At 59.6% G+C, this 22,822-nt stretch carries 25 protein-coding genes; all 25 read left to right on the plus strand.

Annotated elements, in window-relative coordinates; translation table 11 throughout:
* Positions 1-65 precede the first annotated feature (65 nt).
* Positions 66-713: a terminase small subunit gene (locus ACVWYU_RS09010; RefSeq protein ID WP_457372491.1), complete on the plus strand. Its 648-nt coding sequence runs from the start codon at positions 66-68 to the stop codon at positions 711-713.
* Positions 688-1,968 (plus strand): terminase large subunit domain-containing protein, encoded by a 1,281-nt coding sequence (locus ACVWYU_RS09015; RefSeq protein ID WP_457372492.1) that lies wholly within the window; start codon positions 688-690, stop codon positions 1,966-1,968. Before ACVWYU_RS09010 ends, ACVWYU_RS09015 begins: the two co-directional genes overlap by 26 nt.
* Positions 1,969-1,970: 2 nt before the next feature.
* Complete coding sequence (locus tag ACVWYU_RS09020) at positions 1,971-3,365, plus strand: DUF4055 domain-containing protein (protein WP_457372493.1); 1,395 nt, start codon at positions 1,971-1,973, stop codon at positions 3,363-3,365.
* On the plus strand, positions 3,366-4,481 hold the full coding sequence (locus ACVWYU_RS09025) for a hypothetical protein (protein ID WP_457372494.1): 1,116 nt from the start codon (positions 3,366-3,368) through the stop codon (positions 4,479-4,481).
* Positions 4,478-4,732, plus strand: a complete 255-nt coding sequence (locus ACVWYU_RS09030; protein ID WP_457372495.1) for a hypothetical protein — start codon at positions 4,478-4,480, stop codon at positions 4,730-4,732. Before ACVWYU_RS09025 ends, ACVWYU_RS09030 begins: the two co-directional genes overlap by 4 nt.
* Before the next feature lie 64 nt (positions 4,733-4,796).
* Positions 4,797-5,327, plus strand: coding sequence for a hypothetical protein (locus tag ACVWYU_RS09035; protein ID WP_457372496.1), 531 nt, complete (start codon positions 4,797-4,799; stop codon positions 5,325-5,327).
* 159 nt (positions 5,328-5,486) lie between these two features.
* Positions 5,487-6,263 (plus strand): hypothetical protein, encoded by a 777-nt coding sequence (locus tag ACVWYU_RS09040; protein ID WP_457372497.1) that lies wholly within the window; start codon positions 5,487-5,489, stop codon positions 6,261-6,263.
* 65 nt (positions 6,264-6,328) lie between these two features.
* A complete protein-coding gene (locus ACVWYU_RS09045) occupies positions 6,329-7,459 on the plus strand; it encodes a P22 coat - protein 5 family protein (RefSeq protein ID WP_457372498.1) in 1,131 nt (376 codons plus the stop codon).
* Between the two features lie 53 nt (positions 7,460-7,512).
* Entirely contained in the window at positions 7,513-7,794 is a 282-nt protein-coding gene (locus ACVWYU_RS09050) for a hypothetical protein (protein WP_457372499.1), read from the plus strand.
* 18 nt (positions 7,795-7,812) lie between these two features.
* Entirely contained in the window at positions 7,813-8,058 is a 246-nt protein-coding gene (locus ACVWYU_RS09055) for a spike base protein, RCAP_Rcc01079 family (protein ID WP_457372500.1), read from the plus strand.
* A complete protein-coding gene (locus ACVWYU_RS09060) occupies positions 8,058-9,437 on the plus strand; it encodes an SGNH/GDSL hydrolase family protein (RefSeq protein ID WP_457372501.1) in 1,380 nt (459 codons plus the stop codon). The genes ACVWYU_RS09055 and ACVWYU_RS09060 overlap by 1 nt, the downstream gene beginning before the upstream one ends.
* Positions 9,438-9,451: 14 nt before the next feature.
* Positions 9,452-9,943 (plus strand): DnaT-like ssDNA-binding protein, encoded by a 492-nt coding sequence (locus tag ACVWYU_RS09065; RefSeq protein WP_457372502.1) that lies wholly within the window; start codon positions 9,452-9,454, stop codon positions 9,941-9,943.
* Complete coding sequence (locus ACVWYU_RS09070; RefSeq protein WP_457372503.1) at positions 9,943-10,332, plus strand: hypothetical protein; 390 nt, start codon at positions 9,943-9,945, stop codon at positions 10,330-10,332. Before ACVWYU_RS09065 ends, ACVWYU_RS09070 begins: the two co-directional genes overlap by 1 nt.
* Positions 10,329-10,898 (plus strand): hypothetical protein, encoded by a 570-nt coding sequence (locus ACVWYU_RS09075; protein WP_457372504.1) that lies wholly within the window; start codon positions 10,329-10,331, stop codon positions 10,896-10,898. Before ACVWYU_RS09070 ends, ACVWYU_RS09075 begins: the two co-directional genes overlap by 4 nt.
* Complete coding sequence (locus ACVWYU_RS09080; RefSeq protein WP_457372505.1) at positions 10,898-11,320, plus strand: phage tail terminator-like protein; 423 nt, start codon at positions 10,898-10,900, stop codon at positions 11,318-11,320. The genes ACVWYU_RS09075 and ACVWYU_RS09080 overlap by 1 nt, the downstream gene beginning before the upstream one ends.
* 70 nt (positions 11,321-11,390) lie before the next feature.
* Positions 11,391-12,038: a phage tail protein gene (locus ACVWYU_RS09085; RefSeq protein WP_457372506.1), complete on the plus strand. Its 648-nt coding sequence runs from the start codon at positions 11,391-11,393 to the stop codon at positions 12,036-12,038.
* Positions 12,039-12,047: 9 nt separating this feature from the next.
* Complete coding sequence (locus ACVWYU_RS09090) at positions 12,048-12,431, plus strand: phage tail assembly chaperone (RefSeq protein WP_457372507.1); 384 nt, start codon at positions 12,048-12,050, stop codon at positions 12,429-12,431.
* A gap of 17 nt (positions 12,432-12,448) precedes the next feature.
* Positions 12,449-12,739: a DUF1799 domain-containing protein gene (locus ACVWYU_RS09095; RefSeq protein ID WP_457372508.1), complete on the plus strand. Its 291-nt coding sequence runs from the start codon at positions 12,449-12,451 to the stop codon at positions 12,737-12,739.
* Positions 12,740-12,781: 42 nt separating this feature from the next.
* Positions 12,782-15,898 carry a phage tail tape measure protein gene (locus tag ACVWYU_RS09100; RefSeq protein WP_457372509.1) on the plus strand — a complete coding sequence of 1,039 codons (3,117 nt, stop codon included), beginning with the start codon at positions 12,782-12,784 and terminating at the stop codon, positions 15,896-15,898.
* A gap of 9 nt (positions 15,899-15,907) precedes the next feature.
* On the plus strand, positions 15,908-16,237 hold the full coding sequence (locus tag ACVWYU_RS09105; protein ID WP_457372510.1) for a phage tail protein: 330 nt from the start codon (positions 15,908-15,910) through the stop codon (positions 16,235-16,237).
* The gene (locus ACVWYU_RS09110) at positions 16,234-17,457 is read left to right on the plus strand and encodes a phage minor tail protein L (protein ID WP_457372511.1); all 1,224 of its coding nucleotides are present in this window, start codon (positions 16,234-16,236) and stop codon (positions 17,455-17,457) included. Before ACVWYU_RS09105 ends, ACVWYU_RS09110 begins: the two co-directional genes overlap by 4 nt.
* A 2-nt stretch (positions 17,458-17,459) precedes the next feature.
* Positions 17,460-18,167, plus strand: coding sequence for a C40 family peptidase (locus ACVWYU_RS09115; protein ID WP_457372512.1), 708 nt, complete (start codon positions 17,460-17,462; stop codon positions 18,165-18,167).
* 59 nt (positions 18,168-18,226) lie between these two features.
* Complete coding sequence (locus ACVWYU_RS09120; RefSeq protein WP_457372513.1) at positions 18,227-18,562, plus strand: hypothetical protein; 336 nt, start codon at positions 18,227-18,229, stop codon at positions 18,560-18,562.
* Between the two features lie 57 nt (positions 18,563-18,619).
* Positions 18,620-19,240, plus strand: a complete 621-nt coding sequence (locus ACVWYU_RS09125) for a tail assembly protein (protein ID WP_457372514.1) — start codon at positions 18,620-18,622, stop codon at positions 19,238-19,240.
* A 62-nt stretch (positions 19,241-19,302) separates the two neighbouring features.
* Positions 19,303-22,449: a host specificity protein J gene (locus tag ACVWYU_RS09130; protein ID WP_457372515.1), complete on the plus strand. Its 3,147-nt coding sequence runs from the start codon at positions 19,303-19,305 to the stop codon at positions 22,447-22,449.
* Positions 22,450-22,822 lie beyond the last annotated feature (373 nt).

Genomic DNA, 22,822 nt, shown 5'->3' on the forward strand with positions numbered 1-22,822 from the left:
TGTGGGCATAAATTCAACATTTCAAGTCCTGCCCCAGCGAGGCACCAAAGTCTCAAGGAATCCCTATGGCGCTGACAGCGAAACAGCAGCGCTTCGTCGATGAGTACCTGATAGACCTGAACGCCACGCAAGCGGCTATCCGTGCGGGTTACAGCGAAAAGACAGCCAGATCCATAAGTAACGAGAACCTGACAAAACCTGACATTCAGTCAGCCATCGCAAAAGGGATGCAGGCTCGCTCGGGTCGGGTGGAAATCACCCAGGACATGGTTCTGCGTGAACTGGCCAAGATCGGCTTCAGCGACATCCGTAAGGTTGTTCGCTGGGGAGATACACAGGTCCGAATGGTCGAAGCCGAGGATGATGAATCCGGCGACATGGTCCCTTATCACGGGCTTGCTCTTATCGACTCAAGCGAGATCGATGACGAAATTGCCGGCGCTATTGCCGAGGTATCCCAGAGCCGAGATGGTCTGAAGGTCAAGTTGCATGATAAGAAGGGTGCGCTGGTCGATATCGGGCGGCATCTCGGCATGTTCGCTGCACCAGGTCATGCCGAGCTTGATACCGAACTGAAGCGCATTGAGATCGAAAACAAGCGGCTCACCAACGAGAAGCTCCGCCGCGAACTGGAAGACCCGAACAAAGGTCTGCCCGAGCCGAAACAAGTAATCATCGGGGTTGAAGATGCAAGCGACCCTGAAGCTGAATAAGCCGCAGTTCGAGTTCATCAGCCACCCCAAGAAGTTCTCGGCGTTCGTTGGCGGCTACCGTAGCGGAAAGACGTTCGTGGGTTGCGTGCGGATGTGCATCAACGCACTGGAGCACCCTGGCATTCCGCAGGGCTACTTCGCTCCGACCTATCCGCAGATCGCAGACATCTTCTTCGAGACGATGCCAGAGGTTGCAGAGGCGTTCGGCCTGTTCGCCGACATCGTCGCCAGCAAGAAGCGCGTTTACCTGCGTGACAACCTTGGGCGCTGCCTGAGCACCATCGTGTGCAAGAGCATGGAGCACCCGCACCGTATCGTCGGTTTCAACATTGCGCACGCCTTGGTCGATGAGATCGACTGCATGCCGATCAAGAAGGCCGACAGCGCGTGGAAAAAGATCATTGCGCGGATGTCCACTGTATGGGCAAGCCGTGATCAGAACACGATTGACGTCACAACCACGCCCGAGGGCTTCAACTGGGTCTATCGCAAGTTCGTGCGTGAGTTGGCCGCTAACCCGAGTCAGCGCCCGCTGTACGGCATTGTGCATGCCAGTACGCGCGACAACGCGAAGAACCTGCCGAAGGACTACATCGGGTCGCTCAAGGAGTCGTACCCGGCGAACCTCGTAGACGCCTATATCGATGGCAAGTTCGTCAACCTGGTGTCAGGCAGCGTGTACCCGAGCTTCGACCGGATGCTCAACCACACCAGCGAGACGATCAGGCCAGGTGAAGCGCTGCATGTCGGCATGGACTTCAACATCAGCCGCATGGCCGCGATGGTTCACGTCATCCGTGACGGACTGCCGTTACTGCTTGGCGAGATCACGCACGTGTTCGACACGCCGGCGATGATCGTAGCCTTGAAAGAGAAGTACCCCGACCATCACATCTCGATCTACCCCGACGCCAGCGGCAAGAACCGCAAGAGCGTCAATGGTAGCGAGACGGATCACAGCTTGCTGAAGACGGCTGGATTCACCCTTGTCGTCAACCCGGCAAACCCTGCCGTGCGTGACCGCGTGCTGTCCGTCAACGCCATGTTCCTCAATGGTGAAGGCGAGCGGCGCTATAAGGTCAACACCGAACTCTGCCCGGTCGCAACAGGCGTGCTTGAACAGCAAACCTATAACGACCAGGGCGAACCGAACAAAGACGGCACGGAAGACCCGAACGACGCATTGGGCTACTTCATCATCAAGCGCTTCCCGATCGTCAAACGCACCGCATCCACCGCACCTCTGAGAATCTGACTATGTCTGACGACCCAAGCAAAACGCTGCCGGCAGTGGACGCCATGCGCGAAGACTGGGCTATCGTCGATCCTTTGATGGGCGGCACCCGGGCGATGCGCGAGGCTGGCGAACTGCTGCTGCCGAAGTGGCCGAAGGAAGAGCCCGAGGATTATCGCAAGCGCTTGAGCCTTTCTACCCTGTTCCCGGCTTACCGCGAGACGGTCAAGAACAACACGGGCCGCGTATTCGCCGAGCCGATCGTGCTGGGCGAGGACGTTCCGCCGGCGGTTGTCGATTTCACCGAAGACTTCGACCGCCAGGGTAACAACCTGCAGGTCTGGGCGAAGTCGTTCTTCACCCAGGCGCTGTCACACGGCCTGTGCCATGCATTGGCTGAGTACCCGAACATCAAGCCGAGCGGCGATACTGAGCAGTTGGTCACCCTGGCCGATGCTCAAGCCGTCAAGGCTCGCCCTTATGCCATCATGATCCGCCCTCAACAGGTGATTGGCTGGCGTACCAGCAACAACGATGGCGAGCACGTCCTGACCCAGTTCCGCTACATGGAGTCGGTCGAGGAAGAAGATGGCCTCTTCGGCATCAAGTGCATCAACCAGATCCGTGTGCTGATCCCGGGCGCCTGGATGACCTACCGTGAGCAGACTGATGCCAAGGGCGTGAAGACGTGGGCTCTGTACGATAAGGGGCCTACCTCTCTCGATCACATCCCGCTGACGACGCTCTACACTGATCGCACAGGCTTCATGACCGCCAAGCCGCCACTGCTGGAACTTGCCTACCTAAACGCCAAGCACTGGCAGTCCCAGAGCGATCAGGACAACATCCTTCACGTTGCCCGGGTGCCGATGCTAGCAATCTCTGGCATCGACGACGATACCTGGGAGCTGAAGGTCGGCACTGCTGCCGCCACCAAGCTGCCAACCAACGGTAAAATGGAGTGGGTCGAGCACACCGGAGCCTCGATCGAGGCTGGCCGCACGTCGCTGGCCGACCTTGAAGACCAGATGCGTGTCGCCGGCGCCAAGCTGCTCCAGAAAGAGACGAAGTCCGTCAAGACTGCCACGCAGGCCGAGGAAGAAGCCGCTCAGGAGATGAGCCCACTTCAGACCATGGCGAGCGGCCTTGAGGACTCGCTGGATCAGATCCTTCAGCACTTCGCCGAGTTGAGCGGGCTGCCGGAAGGTGGTCACGTCCAGGTGCAGGGCAACTTCGACATCGACTTCGCGCCTGAGACGACCTTGCCACTGCTGCTCAACATGGCATCGCAAGGGCGACTGTCAGACGAGACACTGTTCTCCGAGATGCAGCGCCGCAATGTGGTGTCGAGCGATATCAAGTGGGACGAAGAGAAAGCCAAGATCGCCGAACAGGGGCCGAGCCTCGGAGTGCTCTAAATGCCAACCGTCAACCAGGTCCTCGAAGACGAGCAGATCGCGCACGCGGTGTCGCTCGAAAAGTACAAGGTTGGCGTGGTCCGGCGAATCATTGCACTGCTGAACCGGTCGGATGCTGACCTTTCGGCCGCTCTGTCTGCTGCATTGGAGCGGTTGCCGGCTGAGTCCTTCACGGTTGAGCGGCTGGAGCTGCTGCTGGATCAGGTAAGGCTGATCAACACTCAGGCTTACGCTCAGGTCGCCCAAGAGCTACTGAGCGACCTGAAGGAACTGGCAGGCTATGAGGTCAGCTGGCAGCAGTCGCTGTTCGAGACGGTGCTACCCGATCCTGTGTTGGTTCGTTTTCCGATGGCCAGTGTCAGTGCCGAGCAGGCCTATGCTGCTGCGCTCTCGCGACCATTTCAAGGCAGATTGCTGAAGGACTGGGGAACAGAGATCGCCGCCGACCGCATGGTCAAGGTCCGCAACGCCATCCGCACCGGTTACCTCGAAGGCAAGACGACTGACCAGATCATTCGCAGCATTCGCGGTACCAGGGCGTCTGGATACGCAGACGGCTTCCTTGAGCGCCCCCGCAAAGACCTTGCGAGCGTCGTCAGGACGGCGGTGAGCCATACCGCGGCGACTGCGCGGGATGAGTTCAACAAGACCAACGACGACATCCTCAAGGCCGAGCGCTGGGTGTCCACGCTCGACAACAAGACCTCGCCGATGTGCCGCATCCGCGACCAGCTTCAGTACACCGTCAGCACGCACAAGCCCATCGGTCACAAGGTGCTTTGGCTGCAAGGCCCGGGCAAGATCCACTGGTGCTGCCGGTCGACGTCGGCACCGGTGACCAAGAGCTGGAAAGAGTTGGGCATGAACATCGACGAGATGACGCCATCCCAGCGCGCCAGTATGGATGGCCAAGTCCCGGCGAACACCACCTACAGCGAATGGCTCAACCGCCAGTCGGACGCCCGCAAGATCGAGGTGCTCGGCCCGGCGCGCTATCAGCTGCTGAAGGATGGCAAGCTCGACCTGGAAGACTTCTACACGCCGACGGGTGAGTGGATGACGCTGGACCAGATCAGAGAGCGGGACGCTGCGGCGTTTGCTAAGATCGCCGCATGACCGACAAACCCCGCTTCCACGTCATCGATGGCACCAAGGCTCCGGACACCCCGGCGGAAGAGGTGCGCAAGCGTGTACGTGCCATGCCGAAGCCGGCGACGATGGTTCAGTGCCATCGCTGCGGCGGCAGGGAAGTGATCGAGACGAAGATCGGCGTCCTGATGAAGAACGGCAAGTCAACTGGCGGGACCAAGGCGCTGCTTTGCGTCTGCTGTCTGCTCAAAGGCGAGCGTGTCGTGATAGCGATATAGGCTAAATCTGCAAGGCTTCTCATGCTAAATTGCCGCCCTTAAAATTGGGGAAGGGTAACGCGGCATGAACTATTGGCCGTTGATTTGCGTAGGGCTTGCATCTATTACTGCGATATTAGGCTTCGGTGCAGGCGCAGCTACCGGGGCCTCGTTCATTGCTGTGGATTTTAAGGATTTATTCATCCCGATGTTTTCGGCGCTTGGAGGGTGGGTGTCTGGCGCTGGCGCGCTTGCTGCTGTAGGAACGACGATATATTTCTATAAAAAGCAGGAAGAGGCCAACGAAGAAAACTTGGAGATAATCGTCTACAACCGATACGACAGCGTTCATGTGGATATTACATGCCTGTCGAGGCAGCCAGCTTTCATCACTGATCTTTATTTCCATCACGACGATCAGTACTACTTTTTGTCGAGTTTCGACAAAAAGCAGCTTGATGTGCCGATATCATACAAAGAGAAGAAAACATTTGAACTGCTGAGGTTTCAAATGGAACTTCAACGCCTGTGCGAGCTGAACCTAATGGAGCACGCAAGCGAGATTTGTGTCGAGACAACACTCGATGATTATTCAGCCGATGAATGTTACGTCTGAAGGGTCTGATCGCTGAACCGATCGGCCGGTAGAAAATATGGAGCTTCAGAGCCCTGGCATCCGCCGGGGCTTTTTTATGCACGCGATTTACACAGGCCTCGTCAATGACGGGGCTTTTTATTTGCCGCCAGGCGGCCAACAGACCCAAGGGGTTAGCAGATGTTTATTTTCGGCAAGTGGTATCCGCTGATGGCGGAAGAGGGTGGTGGTGAAGGCGGTGACGGCGGCAATGGTGGCGGTGGTGGCGGGTCAGGCCCGGAAATCACTCCTGAACTTCAGGCAATCATCGACGCTCGCATTGGTGAAGCGGTAACCGGCCTGAAGACCAAGAACACCGAACTGCTGGGCAAGCTGAAAGCCACTGGTGACCAGCTCAAGTCCTTCGAAGGCATCGACCCCGATGCTGTTCGCGGCATCCTTTCGAAGTTCGCCAGCGACGAAGAAGCCCAACTGATTGCCAAGGGCGACATCGATACCGTCCTGGCTAAACGTGCTGACCGCATGAAGGCTGGCTTCGATAAAGACCTGAAGGCCGCCCAAGACGCAGCAGCCAACGCATCCAGCCGCACCGAAAAGTTCGCCTCCCGCGTCCTCAAGGGCGAAGTGGTGGGCGCCGCAACTGAAGCCGGCGTTCACAAGTTCGCTATGGAAGACGCGATGCTCGCCGCAGCCCGCGACTTCGAACTGGACGACGACGGCAACCCCATCGCCCGCGAGGGCAAGTACGGCAAAGACGGCAAGCCGCTGACGCTCAAGGAGTGGTTTGCGGAAATGAAGGACTCTCGTCCTCACTGGTTCCCTGCTACCGGCAACGGCGGCGGCGCGGGCCACGGTGGCGGGAATGGCTCCAAAGTGATGACTCAGGCTGACTTCGATGCACTCCCTGCCAAGCAGCGGGCTGCAGCGATGGAAAGCGGCGTCAGCATTAAAGGCTGATCAACAAAACCCAACTCCCAGGCCCGCCATGTGCGGGTTTTTTATTGCCATAAGGAAACCGCCACATGGCCAACATCTTCACCGCTCTCCAGCCGGTTCTGTACAGCGCCGCCCAGGAAGTATCCAACGAACCGTTCGGCGTGATCTCCGCGATCACCGCTGACTTTGACGACAAAGGCGTTGCCGTTGGTGACACAGTCAAGGTTCCAGTCGCGCCGATCCGTGCCGTCAAGTCCTTCACCCCGTCGATGGCGATGCCAACCGGCGACGACGCGACCGCTGACGGCGTGTCGGTTCAGATCACCAACACCGACTACGTCGACTGGAACCTGACCGGCGAGCAGATCAAGTCGCTGGAAAACGCCGGCTCCGACAAGGAGTGGGTGCGCCAGATGATCGCCCAGGGCATGCGTGCTCTTCGTAACAAGGCCGAAGTCGCCGCCTGCACCGCGATCAAGGTCGGCGCAACCCGCGCCGTCGGCACCGCTGGCACCAACCCGTTCGCCTCAGACATCAACATCATCCCTGACGTGCGCAAGGTGCTGTTCGACAACGGCGCACCGATGGCCGACCTGCAGCTCTGCATCGATTCGAGCGCTGGCACCTCTGCCCGCAAGCTCGGCATCATCCAGCAGGCGTATCAGGCGGGTAACGACCAGGAACGTCGCTCCGGCGATCTGCTGCGTCAGTTCGGCTTCTCGATCCGCGAGTCTGCCGGTATCACCGCGCACACCAAGGGCACCGGTACCGCTTACGTCACCTCCGGCTCGACCGGTATCGACGTTCCAAGCGTTGCACTGGTTACCGGTTCCGGCACAGTGCTGGCTGGCGACGTCGTGACCTTCGCGGCCGACACTGGCAACAAGTACGTCGTGAACAACGGTGTAGCCGCTCCGGGCACCATCACCCTCGGTCGCCCAGGCGCCCAGATCGTGATCCCGACTGCCAACGCCATGACCATTGGCAACAACTACGTGCCGAACCTCGCGTTCGAGCGCTCTGCTGTTGTGGGCGTAATGCGCGCGCCGATCATCCCGGCCAACCCGATCATCAACCAGACCCTGATCAGCGACAAATTCGGCATGACTTACCTCCTGCTGCAAATCGCTGGTTACGGCATGACCACCTGGCAGCTGCACATCGCCTACGGCTTCAAAGTCGTTCAGGGCGAGCACGTTGCCGTCGTCATGGGCTAAGGCCTGAATTGGGTGGGGGCTTCGGCCCCCATCCGCTCAAGAGGAAATGAATCATGGCTGGTTTGACCAAAGAGCAAAAAGCAGCAAAGGCCCTGCTGGAAAAGGCCGTTGAGCTGAGCGGCCTGAAGGCCGAAGAATTCGCGCTGCTGTCGGCTGAAGAACAGGCGGCGTACACCGCAAAGGCGCAGGAAGCGATCGATGATGCCTCCAAAAAGCCTGTCGACGAAGAGGTGGACAACTACCACCTGATCGCAGTGACCAAGGATGGCGAAACCCTCGAAGTTCATCCATCCGCCCTTGCTGACCACAAGCGGATTGGCTGGAAAGAAGCCTAATCCAGAAGGATCGCCGCAATGTCCAGAACCTCCGACAGCCCTGCATCATCTGCATACGCTTTAACCCCGAGCGATACCACTACTCTGTCGCCACTTCCTCGCTCGCTCTATGTTGGGGCTGCCGGTAACGTAGCAATCGTGCCTGAAGATGGTACCGCTTCGGTCGTGTTCGTTGCGGTGGCTGCCGGGCAGATCCTGCCGATACGCGCCAAGAAAGTGATGTCGACAGGCACTACCGCCTCCAGCATCGTGGCGATGTACTGATGATCGGCCTGGGCGCGAGCATCTGGCGCGGCGTCAAGGGCGTCGGGGCCAATGGCAGTATTTCATTGCCGGCCCCTACGACGGTCAACTTCACCGCGGCGCAGGTTTCACTGGGCTTTACTGGCTCTGTCAGCACGACTAAAAATGCGGCGAGGATCTACGCCCGTGGCGCACTTACCGTGTGGTGCGGGTTCATAACCGGCACCGAAGCGAAGCTGACCAACCCATCGGACTTTGGCGATAACGCTGGATCGATGGAAGTGGCCATCGATGGCGGTGCATTTGCTGCCGCGCCGAACGTCGCATCGGTCTACACGCTGTTCACCGGCCTGCCGCATGCAACAAGATTCGTCGAAGTGCGCTGGGTTGCTGCAATGGGTGACGCTCCGTACATCGCGTCTTCCGGCAACGTGCTCGCAGTAACGGGTCAGCCTCCGGCGCTACAGACATTTGTCGGCAAGATTGAGCCAGGTGCCGATTCGGCGCTCGGCCTGTACAGCGGCGCGGTCATCGCCAACGCGGCGAACTACACGCCGTCGCTTGCATCGCCGAAGGGCACCACCTACGGCTCCTGCATCAACTCGGTCAAGATCAAGGGCGCGTTCACCAAGCTGGCGGTCACGCTCAACGGCACCCGCAAGGTAGGCGTCAGCCAGAACGGTGGCCCAGCCGTCTACTACTCGGCCGCTGATGAAGGCGCGTTCCCGCCCCGGGCTTTGTTCATCCCTTGCGACGGGTCGGTATCGACCTACAACGTTTGGGATGATGGCAACTACAAGGACACCGGCGGCACCTTCTGCGTATCAGCCGACTCGGCGTTCCTGGACATCGGCACTCGTCGGCGCCTGGATCAGTACGGCGACTCGATCACGTTCGGCTCAGGGCCTGGCGCCACGTCGTCGGACACCGAGACCATGCGAGTCGCGGCGGCCCTTGGGTTCGTCGGCAGCACCAACGGCATCAGTGGGCAGACAGTCGGCGGCGGCAAGACCATGCTCGACAACGTTCTGCCGCTGCGCACCGTGACGACCAATGACGTGGCAATCCTTGCTCTTGGCGGGAACAACGCCTCAGACGGCATCGATTCCACCGAACAGGCCGACTACGGGCTGTGCATCGATAAGCTGCTGGCCAAGGGTTATGGCAAGGTCTTGTGCCGCGGCATTCTGCCCAACGCCTTGGCTCAATCTCTGGTCGATGCAGCCAACGTCATTCTGAAAGGTGTGATGGACGCCAAGGCGAACCCCAAGCTTGTGTGGATTGACCCGACTACCTGGACTGGATTCACCACGCAAGACGGAACCCACCCAGACGCAGCGGGCTACGTGACCATCGCCGGCTTTGCCATTCCTGCCTACACCACCGCGCTGGGTCTATGACCTATGAGGCCACTATGTTGATCATTGAAAACGGCACCATCGTGGCCGGCGCCGAGTCGTTTGCCACTGCTGCCGAACTGGTTGCCTACGCGGCGAACTTCGGCCGGGTGATTCCGGCTGACACGCCGTCGCAGGAAGCGCTATTGCGCCGGGCAGCGCTCCAGATGGATGCGATGAACTGGAAGGGGCGGGCGGTTAATCGTGACCAGGCGCTGGCATGGCCGCGCTTCAACGTCTGCCGGAATGGCTGGGTGCTTCCATCCAACGCCATCCCGGCGCAGATCAAGGCCGGGCAAATGGCCCTGGCCACCGAGATTCATGCCGACGATCTATCCCCGCCCGAGCAACGACTTGGCGCGATCAGCCGGGAGAAGGTCGGCCCGCTTGAAACCGAGTACTCGACTGCAAGCCCCATCATCAGCAAGCCTGCCGCCGTTCGGCAGTCCTATGCGCAGTTCTCTGGGCTTCTGCAGTCATCCAGCCAGGTCTCACTGAGTAGAAGCTGATGTCGGATATCTACGATCGGGCGAAGGCGAGTGCAGCGCGAATGCTGGCGCCTCGCAGCAAGGGCGGCAAAGGCTTGGAACTGTCACTGCTCCGCGTCACGACTGGTGAATATGATCCGGAAAGCGGTACAACGCCGGCGACCACGGTTCAATACGATGGCTCAGGCTTCCGCGAGAACTATAACCAGCGCGATATCGACGGCTCACGCATCAAGCAAGGCGACGTGAAGATCCTGATCTCGCCGCTACTGCTTGACGGCACCGATACGCCGCAGCCGATCAGCCAGGACAAGATCCTGTTCGATGGTGATACCTACACCGTCCAGAACGTTGACCCTTGGGATTACGCCGGCCTCGCCGTCGGCTTCAGTGTGCAGGCCAGAAAATGAGTTTTGCGCTGGATCTAAGGGCGTTCGCCGAGAAGGCCGAAGCCAATGCCGAGACGGTTATCAAGAAGGTCGCCATCGATCTGCTGAGCGCCGTGGTGGATCGATCCCCGGTCGGCAACCCCGAGTTATGGGCGGCTAACGCAACCGCGACCCAGTACAACAACGAAGTCGCCCGGCTGAATGCCGAGCTGCGCAACGATCCGGCCAACCTGACCAAGAACGGTCGAATGAAACCCGGGCGTCTGATCAAGGACAGCATGGACCTCACCGCCGGCGCTGGGTATGTCGGCGGCCGCTTCCGGGGCAACTGGCAAGTGTCGTTTGACGTGGCCAAGACTGGCACGCTCGAGCGCATCGACCCGTCGGGCAACGGTTCGAAAGGCGAGGGGGGAGGTGTCATTCAGGGCTTCACGACCCAGGTCGGTACTATCTGGATGATGAACAATCTCCCTTATGGGCAGTCGCTTGAGTACGGGCATTCGACCCAGGCGCCCGCCGGCATGGTCCGCATCTCAGTCCTTGAAGTGCAGATGTTCATCGATAAAGCCGTCTCGGAGTTGCCCTAATGAGTGACCGAATCATTCGCAGCCTGTTTGAAGGCCGCCTGAAGACGTGGGCCACGGCCAGGGTTACGGCATTGCCGATTGCCTATGAGGACGTCGCCTTCACGCCACCGGCGGACGGCTCGCCTTACTTGCGCGCCTTCCTGCTGCCGGCCAACACGACCAGCGAAGACCTCGAAGGCAAGCACACGGCTTACCGTGGCGTCTTTCAGGTCAGTGTCGTGACGAAAGCGGGAGAAGGGCGGGGCGCTGCCGAGTCGATCGCCGACGAGATCGCCGCGCTACTCCCGAACAACCTGGCCCTGACCAAGACGACTTTCACCGTCTACGTCCGCTCGCCGATGTCAACCGCCTCCGCCCAGCAGGGCGAAACGACTACAACGCTGCCGCTGTCGTTCCAGTACCGGGCCGACACCACCACCTAATCCGCCCATTGGGCAAACCCAGAACCCGCCATTGAGCGGGTTTTGTCATTTCTGCAAAGAGGAAACCCCCATGGGCTACAAGTTGCCAAACGGCGCGACGTTCGAACACGCCGCCACCTACGCCGCTCCACTCGCTTTCTCGGCCATCACCAACGCTTCCGAAGCGGTCTGCACCGTCGTCGGCGCCACGCTGTCGGTTGGCGACATCCTGCTGGTGACTTCCGGCTGGACTGCGCTGAACAACAAGGTTGTCCGCGTGAAGGCTGCGACCGCCACCGCGATCACTCTTGAGACGATCGACACGACCAACACGACCATCTTCCCGGCCGGCTCCGGGGCAGGCAGCCTGAAAAAGGTCATGACCTGGGTGCAGATCCCGCAGATCACCGATGTGGCGTTCTCCGGCGGCGACCAGAGCTACCAGGACGTCGTGTTCCTCGAAGATGCCCAAGGTCGCCAGCTTCCTACTGACAAGGCCGCCGCGAGCATGGTGCTGACCGTTGCAGATGACCCTACTCTGGCTTATGTGCCAATTGTCCAAGCCGCAGACCTCGCGCAGACCGTACAAGCCGCCCGCTTGAACCTGCCAGGCACCGACAAGTTGTACTACGGCGCCTACACCTCGTTCTCGCTGCAACCGGCGGTATCGCGCAGCAATATCCTGACGCGCACTGTCTCCCTGGCCCTGCAGGCCGCTCCTGTCCGCTACCTGTCGTAAGGAAACCACATGGCCAGCTTCAAGATTGCCCAGAACGCCACGTTCAAGTCTGAAGTCGAGATCCCGCGTGTCGGTTTCGATCCAATCAAGGTCGAGTTCGAGTTCAAGTACCGTGACCGTAACGAACTGTCGGCGATGTTCGACAAGTGGAACGCCGCGCGGGATGCGACTGCTTCCGAAGCCGCCAAGGAAGGCGCGACGTGGGAGGAAACAACCGCTGCAGAGATCAAGCTACAGGCCAGCCAAATGAAGGATATCGTTGTCGGCTGGGCGTTTGATGATGCGTTCTCGGATGCGGCAATTGTGGAACTGGTCACTACCTGCGTCGGCGCGCCGGCAGCTGTTATCGACACATACCAGTCCGCCTACGCGGTAGCTCGCCGGGGAAACTGATAGCCGCGGCGCAAGCGATGTACGGGGCGCGAGCGCCTGAAGAGACGCTGTCGTTGTTTGGCCTGGGAGCTGACGACTTCGAAGAGGACGACGTGGAAATCTGGCCAGACAACTGGCCAGTCTTCCGCCTCTTCAATGCGCTCAGCACTCAATGGCGCACCGGAGCATGCGGTGCTACCGGGTTGGACTACACGTCAATTCGCGATGTGGCTAGCTACATCGGAATCAAGAAGCGGCAAATCCCCGAACTATTTCCTGACCTCCAGATCATGGAGGCCGAGGCGCTGGCCGTCATGGCCGAGGCGTGAGGACGCAGCCCGTTAGATCGGGCACTTATTTGAAGGTGGTCTATGGATATTGCATCGCTCGGCATAAAGATGGACACGTCGGACGTTGCGAAGGCCGCCGTTGATCTGGATAAGGTTGTCGATGCTGGCGGCCGAGCTGAAGAAACAGCCAAGCGCACCGGGAAAGCCTGGGAGCAGGCAATGGGCAGCATGGCTGCCGATACCCAGCAGATCGTCCGCGAGCTGCAGGCGCTGAATGCCAAGCAGGACGCCACGGCGCAGGCCATGGTCACGGTTGGCAAGTCGATCACTACCGCTTCAAGTGCCTTTCAGTCCGCCGCTACGTCGATCAATAGCTATCGTGAGCGCAGCGAAGCACTCAATACTACTCAGGACAAAACTGCTCAGAGCGCAAGCAAAGCCTCTGTCGCCATCAAGAAGCAGGGCGATGATGTTGCTGCGCTGCTGGGGCAAATCGATCCAACAGTTGCTGCGCTCGGCCGTCTCGATGACATGGAGAAGCGGCTTGCGAGCTACAAGAGCAAAGGGCTGCTGGACCCGCATACATTCACCGAATACAAAACAAAACTTGATCAGACGCGAACCAACCTGACGCGTTTTGATGAATCGATGACTCGGATAGGCAACACCTCCAAGCAGACGGCGGCAGCCCTGCGGGGCGTGCCCGCTCAAGTAACCGACATATTTACCAGTCTTGAGGGCGGGCAGGCGCCTCTGACTGTTCTGCTTCAGCAGGGCGGGCAGCTCAAAGATATGTTTGGCGGTATCGCCCCAGCCGCGAAGGCGCTTGGTGGCTACATCCTCGGTCTGGTCAACCCATACACGTTAGCTGCTGCAGCAGCAGCTGCTCTGGGGGTTGCCTATTACAAAGGCAGTCAGGAATCCACGGCCTACAACACTGCACTGATCCTCACCGGAAATGCAGCGGGCACCAGTGCTGACCAGTTGGCTACGCTGGCAGGCCAAGTCAGCACAACTGTCGGCACAACAGGCGCTGCAGCTGAGGTGCTGGCAAAGCTTGCCGGCAACAGCAAAATCGCCGGCGAAAGCTTCGGCGAGATCACCATCGCCGCGCTGGAAATGGAGAAGGCTACCGGCAAGGCAGTTGACGAAACCATTGCTGAGTTTGCGAAGATCGCCAAGGATCCGGTCGCGGCGGCAAAGGAGCTTAACGACCAGTACGGCTTTCTGACGGCTGCAGTCTATTCGCAGATCGTCGCGCTGAAAGAGCAGGGCGATACCATCGGTGCGACCAAGCTGCTCACCGATACCTACGCCTCGACGATCAACTCCCGAACCGGCGAAATCACCCAGAATCTTGGGTTGATCGAAAGCGCATGGAAAGGAATCAAGGCCGCCGCAGCGGGTGCGCTCGATGCAACGCTCAGCGTTGGCCGGACACAGTCGCTGGAGCAGCAGGCAGCCGAGATTCGTCAGCGCCTGCAATCGAATCAAGGGCGTGGCGGTCGTGCTGCTGCGATGGGCATCGATACTCGGAACAACGAACAGGATAAGAAGGACCTCGACTTCCTCGAGCTACAAATCGAAGCCGAGAAGTCGCGAACCAAGTTCGTGGCTGACCGTGTGCAGGTCCAGAAGGACGGGATCGACGCTGCTGCGAAGCTGAAGGCCATCAGCGATGCCAACCTCACCAACGAGGAGAAGCGCAACAAGCTGATCAAGGAGTACAAGCGGGATGTCGAGGATCTGCGCAAAGCGGACCCCAACAACCCATTGGTCCAGGCTGACGTCGTCGCTAAGAATATCCAGAACATCAAGGACAAGAACAAGGACCCGGTCGGAAAGGCAAATCAGCTCAACCTGACCGGCTACAACGACGCCCAGAACGCGATCAAGGATCTGCAGGCCACCTACTCGAATTCCGAAAAGGAGCTCGAGGCGCAGCAGAAGGCCGGACTGATCACGCAGCAAAACTACCTCGACCAGCGTACCGCGCTGATCCGGGCGGAGCGTGAAGAGGTCACCGGGGCCTACCAAACTGAGATTGCTGCTCTTGAGGCGGTGCGTGACAAGTCCGGGACGACCGGCGAGCAGCGAATCCAGCTTGACCAGAAGATCGCCGATGCGCGAACCAGCATGGTCAAGGCGCAGAAGGATGCTGACAGCCAGTTGGAAGTGCTCGCCACCAATGAGGAAGGGCGGGTCAAGAAGCAGGCCTTGGCGATCAAGACCTACACCGATGCCCTAAATCAACAGAACATCACGCTTCGCCAGCAAGGGCAGCGAGAGGCGGCAAGTCTTGGCATGGGTGATCGGCAGAAGGGGCTGCAAAGCCAGTTCAACGGCATCGACGACAAGGCCAACGCCCAGCGCATCGACCTGGCTAACCAGTATGGCGACGGCTCGCGTGGCATGAGCCTCGATGAGTACAACGCCAAGCTGAAAGCTGTCGCACAGAGTCAGCAGGATCTGCGCAACACCGTGATCGCCAACTACGACGACATGACCTCTGCGCAGGGCAGCTGGACCGCAGGCGCATCGTCGGCCTGGGAAAACTACCTGGAATCGACGCGCGACGTAGCAGGGCAGACTAAAAGCTTGTTCACCAACGCCTTCAGCTCCATGGAAGACGCCATCGTAAACTTCGCTATGACTGGGAAGCTTTCGTTTGCCGACTTCGCCAAGTCTGTTCTCGCTGATATGGCGCGTATTGCAACTCGCCAGGCCAGCTCGTCGGCGCTGAGTGGACTATTTGGTCTTGCCACCACTGCGGCGAGCTCGTACTTCGGCGGCAGTTCATCTACATCGCTCGGCGCTTCTCAGGCTGGCTACTCATCGACCTACTTCCCGCAAGCGAAGGGCGGGGCTTGGTCTGATGGCGTGCAGATGTTTGCCGACGGTGGGGCCTTCACCAACAGCATCGTGAGCAAGCCAACTGCCTTCGGGATGGCGAATGGAAACACCGGCGTGATGGGCGAGGCTGGGCCTGAGGCTATTGTTCCTCTGGCTCGCGACTCACAAGGTCGCCTCGGCGTTCGCGGTGGCACCAATTCCAGCACGGTTAACGTCAGCGTGACGGTGGATGCTTCCGAAGGCGGCGGCGCTTCACCTGATCCGGCGCGCCTGGCCGAGGCCATCAAGGTCGTCTGCCGGCAGGAAATCGCAACCGCGCGCCGTAATGGTGGGCAGCTCACTTAAGGAGGCAGCATGATGGCATTCACATGGCGGGCGACTTATGACGCCTCCAGGGTGATCACCCCAAGAGTCAAGGTGATCAAGTTCGGCGATGGGTACGAGCAGCGGCAGGGAACCGGAATCAACCGCCAGCCGCGCAAGTACTCGCTGACGTTCAAGCGAATAACGGCAGAGATCGATGCCATTGACGCCTTCCTGGCCGCCAGGGGCGCCGTCGAGGCGTTCAACTACACCCACCCCGGTCACCCGATCGGAGTTTTTGTTTGCCGTGAGTGGACGCGTACCGATGTGGCGCGCGGCATCGACAGTATTTCCGCGACCTTCGAGGAGGTGTTCGAGTGAGTGCACTTCAAGGCCAGCTCGCGCTCGCGAATGGCATGTCAATCTGGGAAGGCTTCGAATTGGTACTGCTTGACCAGACGATCCGCTTCCATGCCGGAACCAACGAACTTCTGGGCTACGTCATCTGGCAGGGCAACGCTTACACACCATGGCCGATCCAGGCTCAGGAGTTCGCTACGCCAAGCCAAGGATCTCCGGCCAGGCCGAAACTGCAAGTCGGCAATTTTGGCGGTAACGTTTCGGCACTGTGCAGGCTGTACGAAGACCTGCTCGGCGTGAAGCTGAAGCGCCGGCGGACGCTGGTCAAGTACCTGGATGCGGTCAATTTCGCCAAGAGCAACTATCTGTTGTGGTCGGAAGACGCAACGCAAGCGGCGTGGACGAAGTCGGGCGTCACCGCATCGCTGCCAGCGTTGACTGATCCGTATGGATCGCAGGTAAGCCAACTGGTCGAGGGGGCGGGCACCACTCACCAAATTCGACAAGTTGGAACGGCCTTCCCTGGCGAGTATTACACCGTGTCGGCAGTGGTCAAACTGCGTGACGCAAGCCGGCCTCAGGTACGTATTCGCCTGGCTGACAACATCGGCTTTCGCTCCGATAACTATATGGATCTGCAGACTGGACTGTCGCTGGCCACGGCAAGCCAGGATCGAGGTCTGCTGGATCTGGGCGGCGGCTATTATTTGCTGTGGTGCTCTGGTCTTTTGGACCCAGCAGCAACGACGTTCGATTTCCGTGTCATTCCGCGCGATGCGTCAGGAAGTGAAACATATGCGGGCGACGGGGCCAGCGGCGTTTACGTCTCAAGCATGCAGGTAACCAGATCACGTGGATTGCTGGCTTACCAGAAGACCGGCGCCAGCTGGAACCCAAACGCCAACCCAGCCGAAGAGTTCCCGGTCGAAACCTGGATTATCACGCGCAAGGCCAACGAAACGCCGGCCGCCATCGAGTTCGAGCTTGGCTCGCCACTCGACCTGCAGGGCGTGAAGTTGCCGCGGCGCCAGGTGGTGGCCGGAACTTGCCTTTGGGCTTACCGATCGGGCGAGTGTGGCTATGGTGGCGGCCCGGTGGCCGACTATGCCGACAACCCAACCAGCGACCCCGCCAAGGACCAATGCAGTCGGACCATGAGGGGCTGCAAGAAACGCTTTGGCGAAAATGGTGAGCTTCCTTTCGGCGGCTTCCCGGGCATTGCCCGCGTTCCGAGACTCTGACCATGACTGATGTATTCAATAAGTGCCGGGCTGACGCCGAGGCGCATGCCCGCGCCGAGTACCCGCGAGAGTCTGTCGGCCTGGTCGTCAGCGTGCGCGGTAAGCCGTCCTACGTGCCATGCCGCAACCAGTCGGAAGAGCCGGATCACTTTATCCTGCATCCTGAGGATTACGCCGCGGCCGAGGACCAGGGCGATATCGTGGCCGTAGTGCACTCACACCCGGACGCCGGCCCCGAGCCGTCTCTTCATGACATTGCCAGTCATGCGGTCGGCCGCATGGCTTGGTGGATCGTTGGCCTGAAGGATGGCGCCGCGACTTGGCATGAGATGCCTGCTGCCGGAGAAATGTCGCTGGAAGGCCGTGTTTTTGTTCATGGTGTTATCGACTGTTACACCCTGGTCCGCGACTACTATCGGCAAGTACTCGGTATCACGCTGATGGACTTCCACCGCAAGGATGACTGGTGGCACAACGGCGAGAACCTGTACGTCGATAATTTCGAGCGGGCCGGGTTTGTGCCGGTCGATACCCCAGAGCCAGGCGACTTGATCGTCATGGCCATCGGAACCTCAACTCCATGTCATGGAGCGATCTGGCTGGAAGGCGATGTGCTTCTGCATCACCTCTATGGCCGGCTAAGTTGCCGAGAGGTCTACGGCCGCGCCTACCGCGAGTGCACGACCCACGTCATGCGCTACAAACGATAGGCCCTGTATTTGTTCGCCTCTGGCCTGTTAGAGTCGCCGAAACACAAGGATGCTCAACAATGCGGAAAGCTATAACAGCCCTGGCACTGATCATGCTGGCGGGGTGCTCTATTCAGGGGCGCGAAAGCGACGGTCCCGACCTTCAAGTAACGAGCAGCAAAACGCCGCAAGCATATGCACGCTGCCTTGCCCCGAAGTGGCTTGCAATGAATCCAGCAACAAGCTCGGTCGAAACTGAGCAGGGCTATAAAATAGCTGCCTCTGGAACATTTTACGGAGTGATCTCCCTCGCCAACATTGAGCGAGTTACAGGCGGCTCGACCATCAAGGCCTACTTCCCAGCAACAAAACTTGGAACTGATGGTTGGAAACAGCCAGTAATCGACTGCCTATAACACCTGGCAGAAAACTCAAGCCGCCTCCGGGCGGTTTTTTATTGCCTGGAGAAAAGTATGAGCGAAGCAGCTGGCCGCCAATCAATTGTCACCATCAAGCTGTCGGGCAGTCTGGCTCAGAGATTCTGGCGCCAGAAAGACTTCTTGCTCGAAACAGGTACGAGCCGGGAGGCATTCAGCGCTCTGAAGAACACTGTTGAAGGTTTCGAGGACTTCATTCGTGAAGCGGCTAGACGCGGCCTGCGATTTGCCATTTTTCGCAACCGCGAAAACGTCGGCGAAAGCGAATTCACCCTGAGCGGCACAACCGAAATACGCATCGTCCCTATCGTTTCCGGCAGCAAGAACGGTGGTCTTTTTCAAACCGTGCTTGGTGTTGCGCTAATTGTAGTTGGCGTGATTGTCACCCCGTTTTCTGGCCCACTTGGCGGTGCATTGGTTTCTCTGGGCATTGGCATGGCGATTGGCGGCGTAGCCCAAATGCTAACGCCAACACCGTCATCGAAGTCAGGCAGCCAGCAAGAGCAAGCCAGCACCGAAAACAAACCTTCGTACCTGTTCAACGGCGCTTTCAACTCCACGCAGCAAGGCCTTCCTGTACCCGTTGTTTACGGCCAGATGCTGGTGGGCTCCAGCGTTATCACAGTCGGCACCTGGACAGAGGCTCTTCCGGTATGAGCGAAGTAATTGTCGGTAGAAAGGGGGGCGGGAAGGGGGGCGGAAGTAGCACCAGTGGCTCAGTGCGCGCCGCCGTCGAGGCTCCGGATAGCCTGCGTTCACGTCAGCATGTGCGTGTGCTGCATGCAATTTGCGAGGGTGAGATAGAAGGCATCGTCGGTGGCGATCAGGGGATCTTCTTCGACGATGTGCCACTGCAGAACTCCGACGGCAGTTACAACTTTTCCAGCGTCAGCATCGATACGCGCACGGGTACCCAGTGGCAGGGTTATATGCCGATCACCGGGCTTGAGGCCGAGCAGTCCGTTGGCGTCGAGCTGAAAGGATGGATTCCTATTGAGCGCGCGATCACCGATACCGATGCTGATGCGGTCCGCGTGACTGTCAGCGTTCCGCAGCTGTTCTCTCAGAACACGCAGAACGGTGACACAGGCGGCTCTTCTGCGCTGTTTCGCCTGGAGGCCAAGCTGGGCAGCGGCGCGTGGTATCAGATGTGCGAAGACATTTTGATCAATGGCAAAACCATGAGCCGCACGCAGTTTTCGTACTATCTGCGTTTGCCGGTATCTGGCGGCCTGCCGCGCTATATCCGTGCCACCCGAATGGGGGGCGATTCGACTAGCTCTACGATCCAAAACCGTACGTTTTTCGACAGCATGACCCTGTTGTGGGACGAGAAGCTGCGCTATCCGAATACCGCACTGTGCGGCATCAGCATTGATGCTCAGCAGTTCGCCAGCATTCCGCGTATGGCCTTCATGGTGCGCGGCCTCAAGGTGTTGATCCCAAGCAACTACAACCCCGCGACACGCACGTACAGCGGTTCCTGGAGTGGTTCATTTGTCCGAGCCTGGACCGATAATCCGGCCTGGGTCTGGTACGACATGCTGATCAATACCCGCTATGGGCTGGGGGGATTGCTAGACACGGCGCTAGTCGACAAGTGGTCGCTGTACAACATCGCCCAGTATTGCGATGCGATGGTCCCCAACGGTTACGGCGCCTGGGAGCCGCGGTTTACCTGCAACCTCGCGCTGACTACTCAGCAAGATGCCTGGAAGCTGGTAAACGATATGGTTTCCGTGTTCCGCGCCATCTGCTTTTGGGCGGGAGGCACGCTGACCGCGGTGCAGGACGCGCCGCGCTCCAGTCGATACCTGTTCAATAACTCAAACGTGGTCGGTGGCGACTTCAGCTATCAATCGGTCGCATCGGATCAGCGCTATAACGTCGCCGCTGTCACCTGGAATGACCCAAGCCAGCAATACAAGCAGACGGTCGAGGTGGTCGAACGCCCCGAGCTGATCGCGAAGTGGGGGCGTATCCAGCAGAGCGACGTTGTGGCTGTTGGCTGCACCTCTCGCGGACAGGCCCGTCGTTTGGGCCGCTGGTTGTTATATGCCGAAAGCGAAGCGGTCACCTTTGCCGTCGGTGCGGACGGCGCAATTCCGCTTCCGGGCGACATCATCGACGTCGCTGATGCTAATCGGGCCGGTGCGCGCAATGGTGGGCGACTGCTGGCGGGGAGCACCGCATCTACCTTGCTGCTGGATGCGCCAATCGGCCTTGCTGGTGCGGGCGTTGTCGGTGTGGTTATGGCTGATGGCAGCTATTCGAGTGCCGCCGTTACTGTCGGAGCCGGCGCGACATCGATAACGATATCCCCGCCGCTTGCAACAGCACCGCTGGCTTCGGCGCCGTGGGTTTTCTCAACAGCCGCACTGGAGACGCAGAAGTTTCGCGTCATCGGTATCAGCGAAGGCGACGACGGCACGTACGCCATCAGCGCCGTGGCGTTTGACCCCGATAAATTCAACCAAGTCGAGTACGGCACGCCGGACGTCGACAACCCGACCAGCATCGTCAACCTGGCCAAGCCAGATGCAGTCGGGCAGCTGACGTTCCTTGAGTCGCTCTATGACACCGGCACTGGATTGGCTGCCGCGCGACTAACAGTCAGCTGGACTCAGCCGGCGCGAGCGATGCGCTATCAGATCGAGGTAATGAAGCCGGGTGGCAACTGGGAGTATGTCGGGGAAGTATCGACGCCGAGCATCGACTTCGATTCTGCATCATCTGGCCTGTGGTCCGTTCGTGTTACGCCAAAGTCCGTACTCGGCCTCTCCGGCGCAGCATTGATCCAGACCTATACCGCTCAGGCGTTGCTGGCGCCACCAACGGCGCTAGCCGGCCTGCGACTGGACGTCATCAACAGCGTGGCCACTCTGGCCTGGGATCCAGCGCCGGAACTGGACGTAAAGCTCGGCGGCAGCATCAACATCCGCCACTCGCGTAACACATCGGCCAACTGGGACACGGCACTGCCGCTCACCGAGGCGGCTGGCCGGTCTACGTCGGCGGTCGTGTCGTTGCTGCCCGGCAAATACCTGGCGCGCGCGGTTGACTCCTCGGGCGTCGGCGGGCCGATCACAGAAGTCTGGTCAGATGCCCAAGTCCCGCTGCCTGACAACGTTGTGCTAACCGTCACCGAATCACCCGCATTCTCAGGGGCTGCGGTGAATGCGGCGGTTTCGGATGGCGCACTGAAGATGTCGGCAGTCGGCCTGTTCGATGACATCGCCGATCTGGATGCATGGCTCGGGGAAATTGACAAGTTCGGCGGTTCGCACCTGACGATGACCTACAACTTCGCCGCGCCTTCAGACCTCGGCTACGTCTACGACTGCCGTCTGACCGCGAATGTCGAGGCGGTGCTGTACGACGACGGCAGCTACATCGACACGATCACCGACTTCGATTCGATGATCAGCATCGACGGCGATCCGCCGGTCGGCGCCTCACTGTCGCTGTGGGTGCGCACGTCTGATGTGCTACCGGCTGTTTGGTCCGCCTGGAAGCCATTTGTTGTCGGCGACTACCGTGCCCGGGTCTTCGACTTCCAGCTTCGTGGGGAGGTCCTGCTGGCGACGAACTGGATCGACGTCTCGACTCTGGAAGTCACGATCGATATGCCGGACAGGGTCGAGAGCGGCAACGACATTCCAGTGCCTGCACTGGGCTTGCCAGTCGCGTACTCGCCGCCGTTCAAAGCCAGCCCGGCCGTCAGCCTCACAGCGCAAGGCCTCTCGCCAGGCGACTACCTAGACGTCTCCGCCAAGACCGTCAGCGGCTTCACGGTCTTCATCCGCAATTCCAGTGGGGTCGCCCAGTCGGGCCGCTCGATTGACTACATCTCAAAGGGATACTGACTTATGTCGCAGCACGATATGACCGTGGATAACGGGGCGGGCCTGGCTGTCCGTGCCGATATCAACCTCGCCTTGAAGGCGCTCGCCTCGCAAAGTAGCGGCGCGATTGCCCCAAGCCCTACATTCCCCTGCCAGTTATGGGGAGACACTGGGACTGGTAGGCTGAGGCAGCGCGACAGCGCGAATACGCTTTGGATTGACTTGGGCCCGCTAGATTCCGCCCGCCCAGCCCCCGGCAGCTTGCTCAATGTTCGAGTGTTCAGCACGCCCGGCACCTTCACCTATACGCCGACGCCTGGCACAAACAAGGTGATTGTTGGGGTTCAGGGCGCGTGTGCTGCAAGTGGTGGCGCACCGGCCACTGGTGCTGGCG

The sequence above is a fragment of the Pseudomonas sp. TE12234 genome (assembly GCF_054061835.1).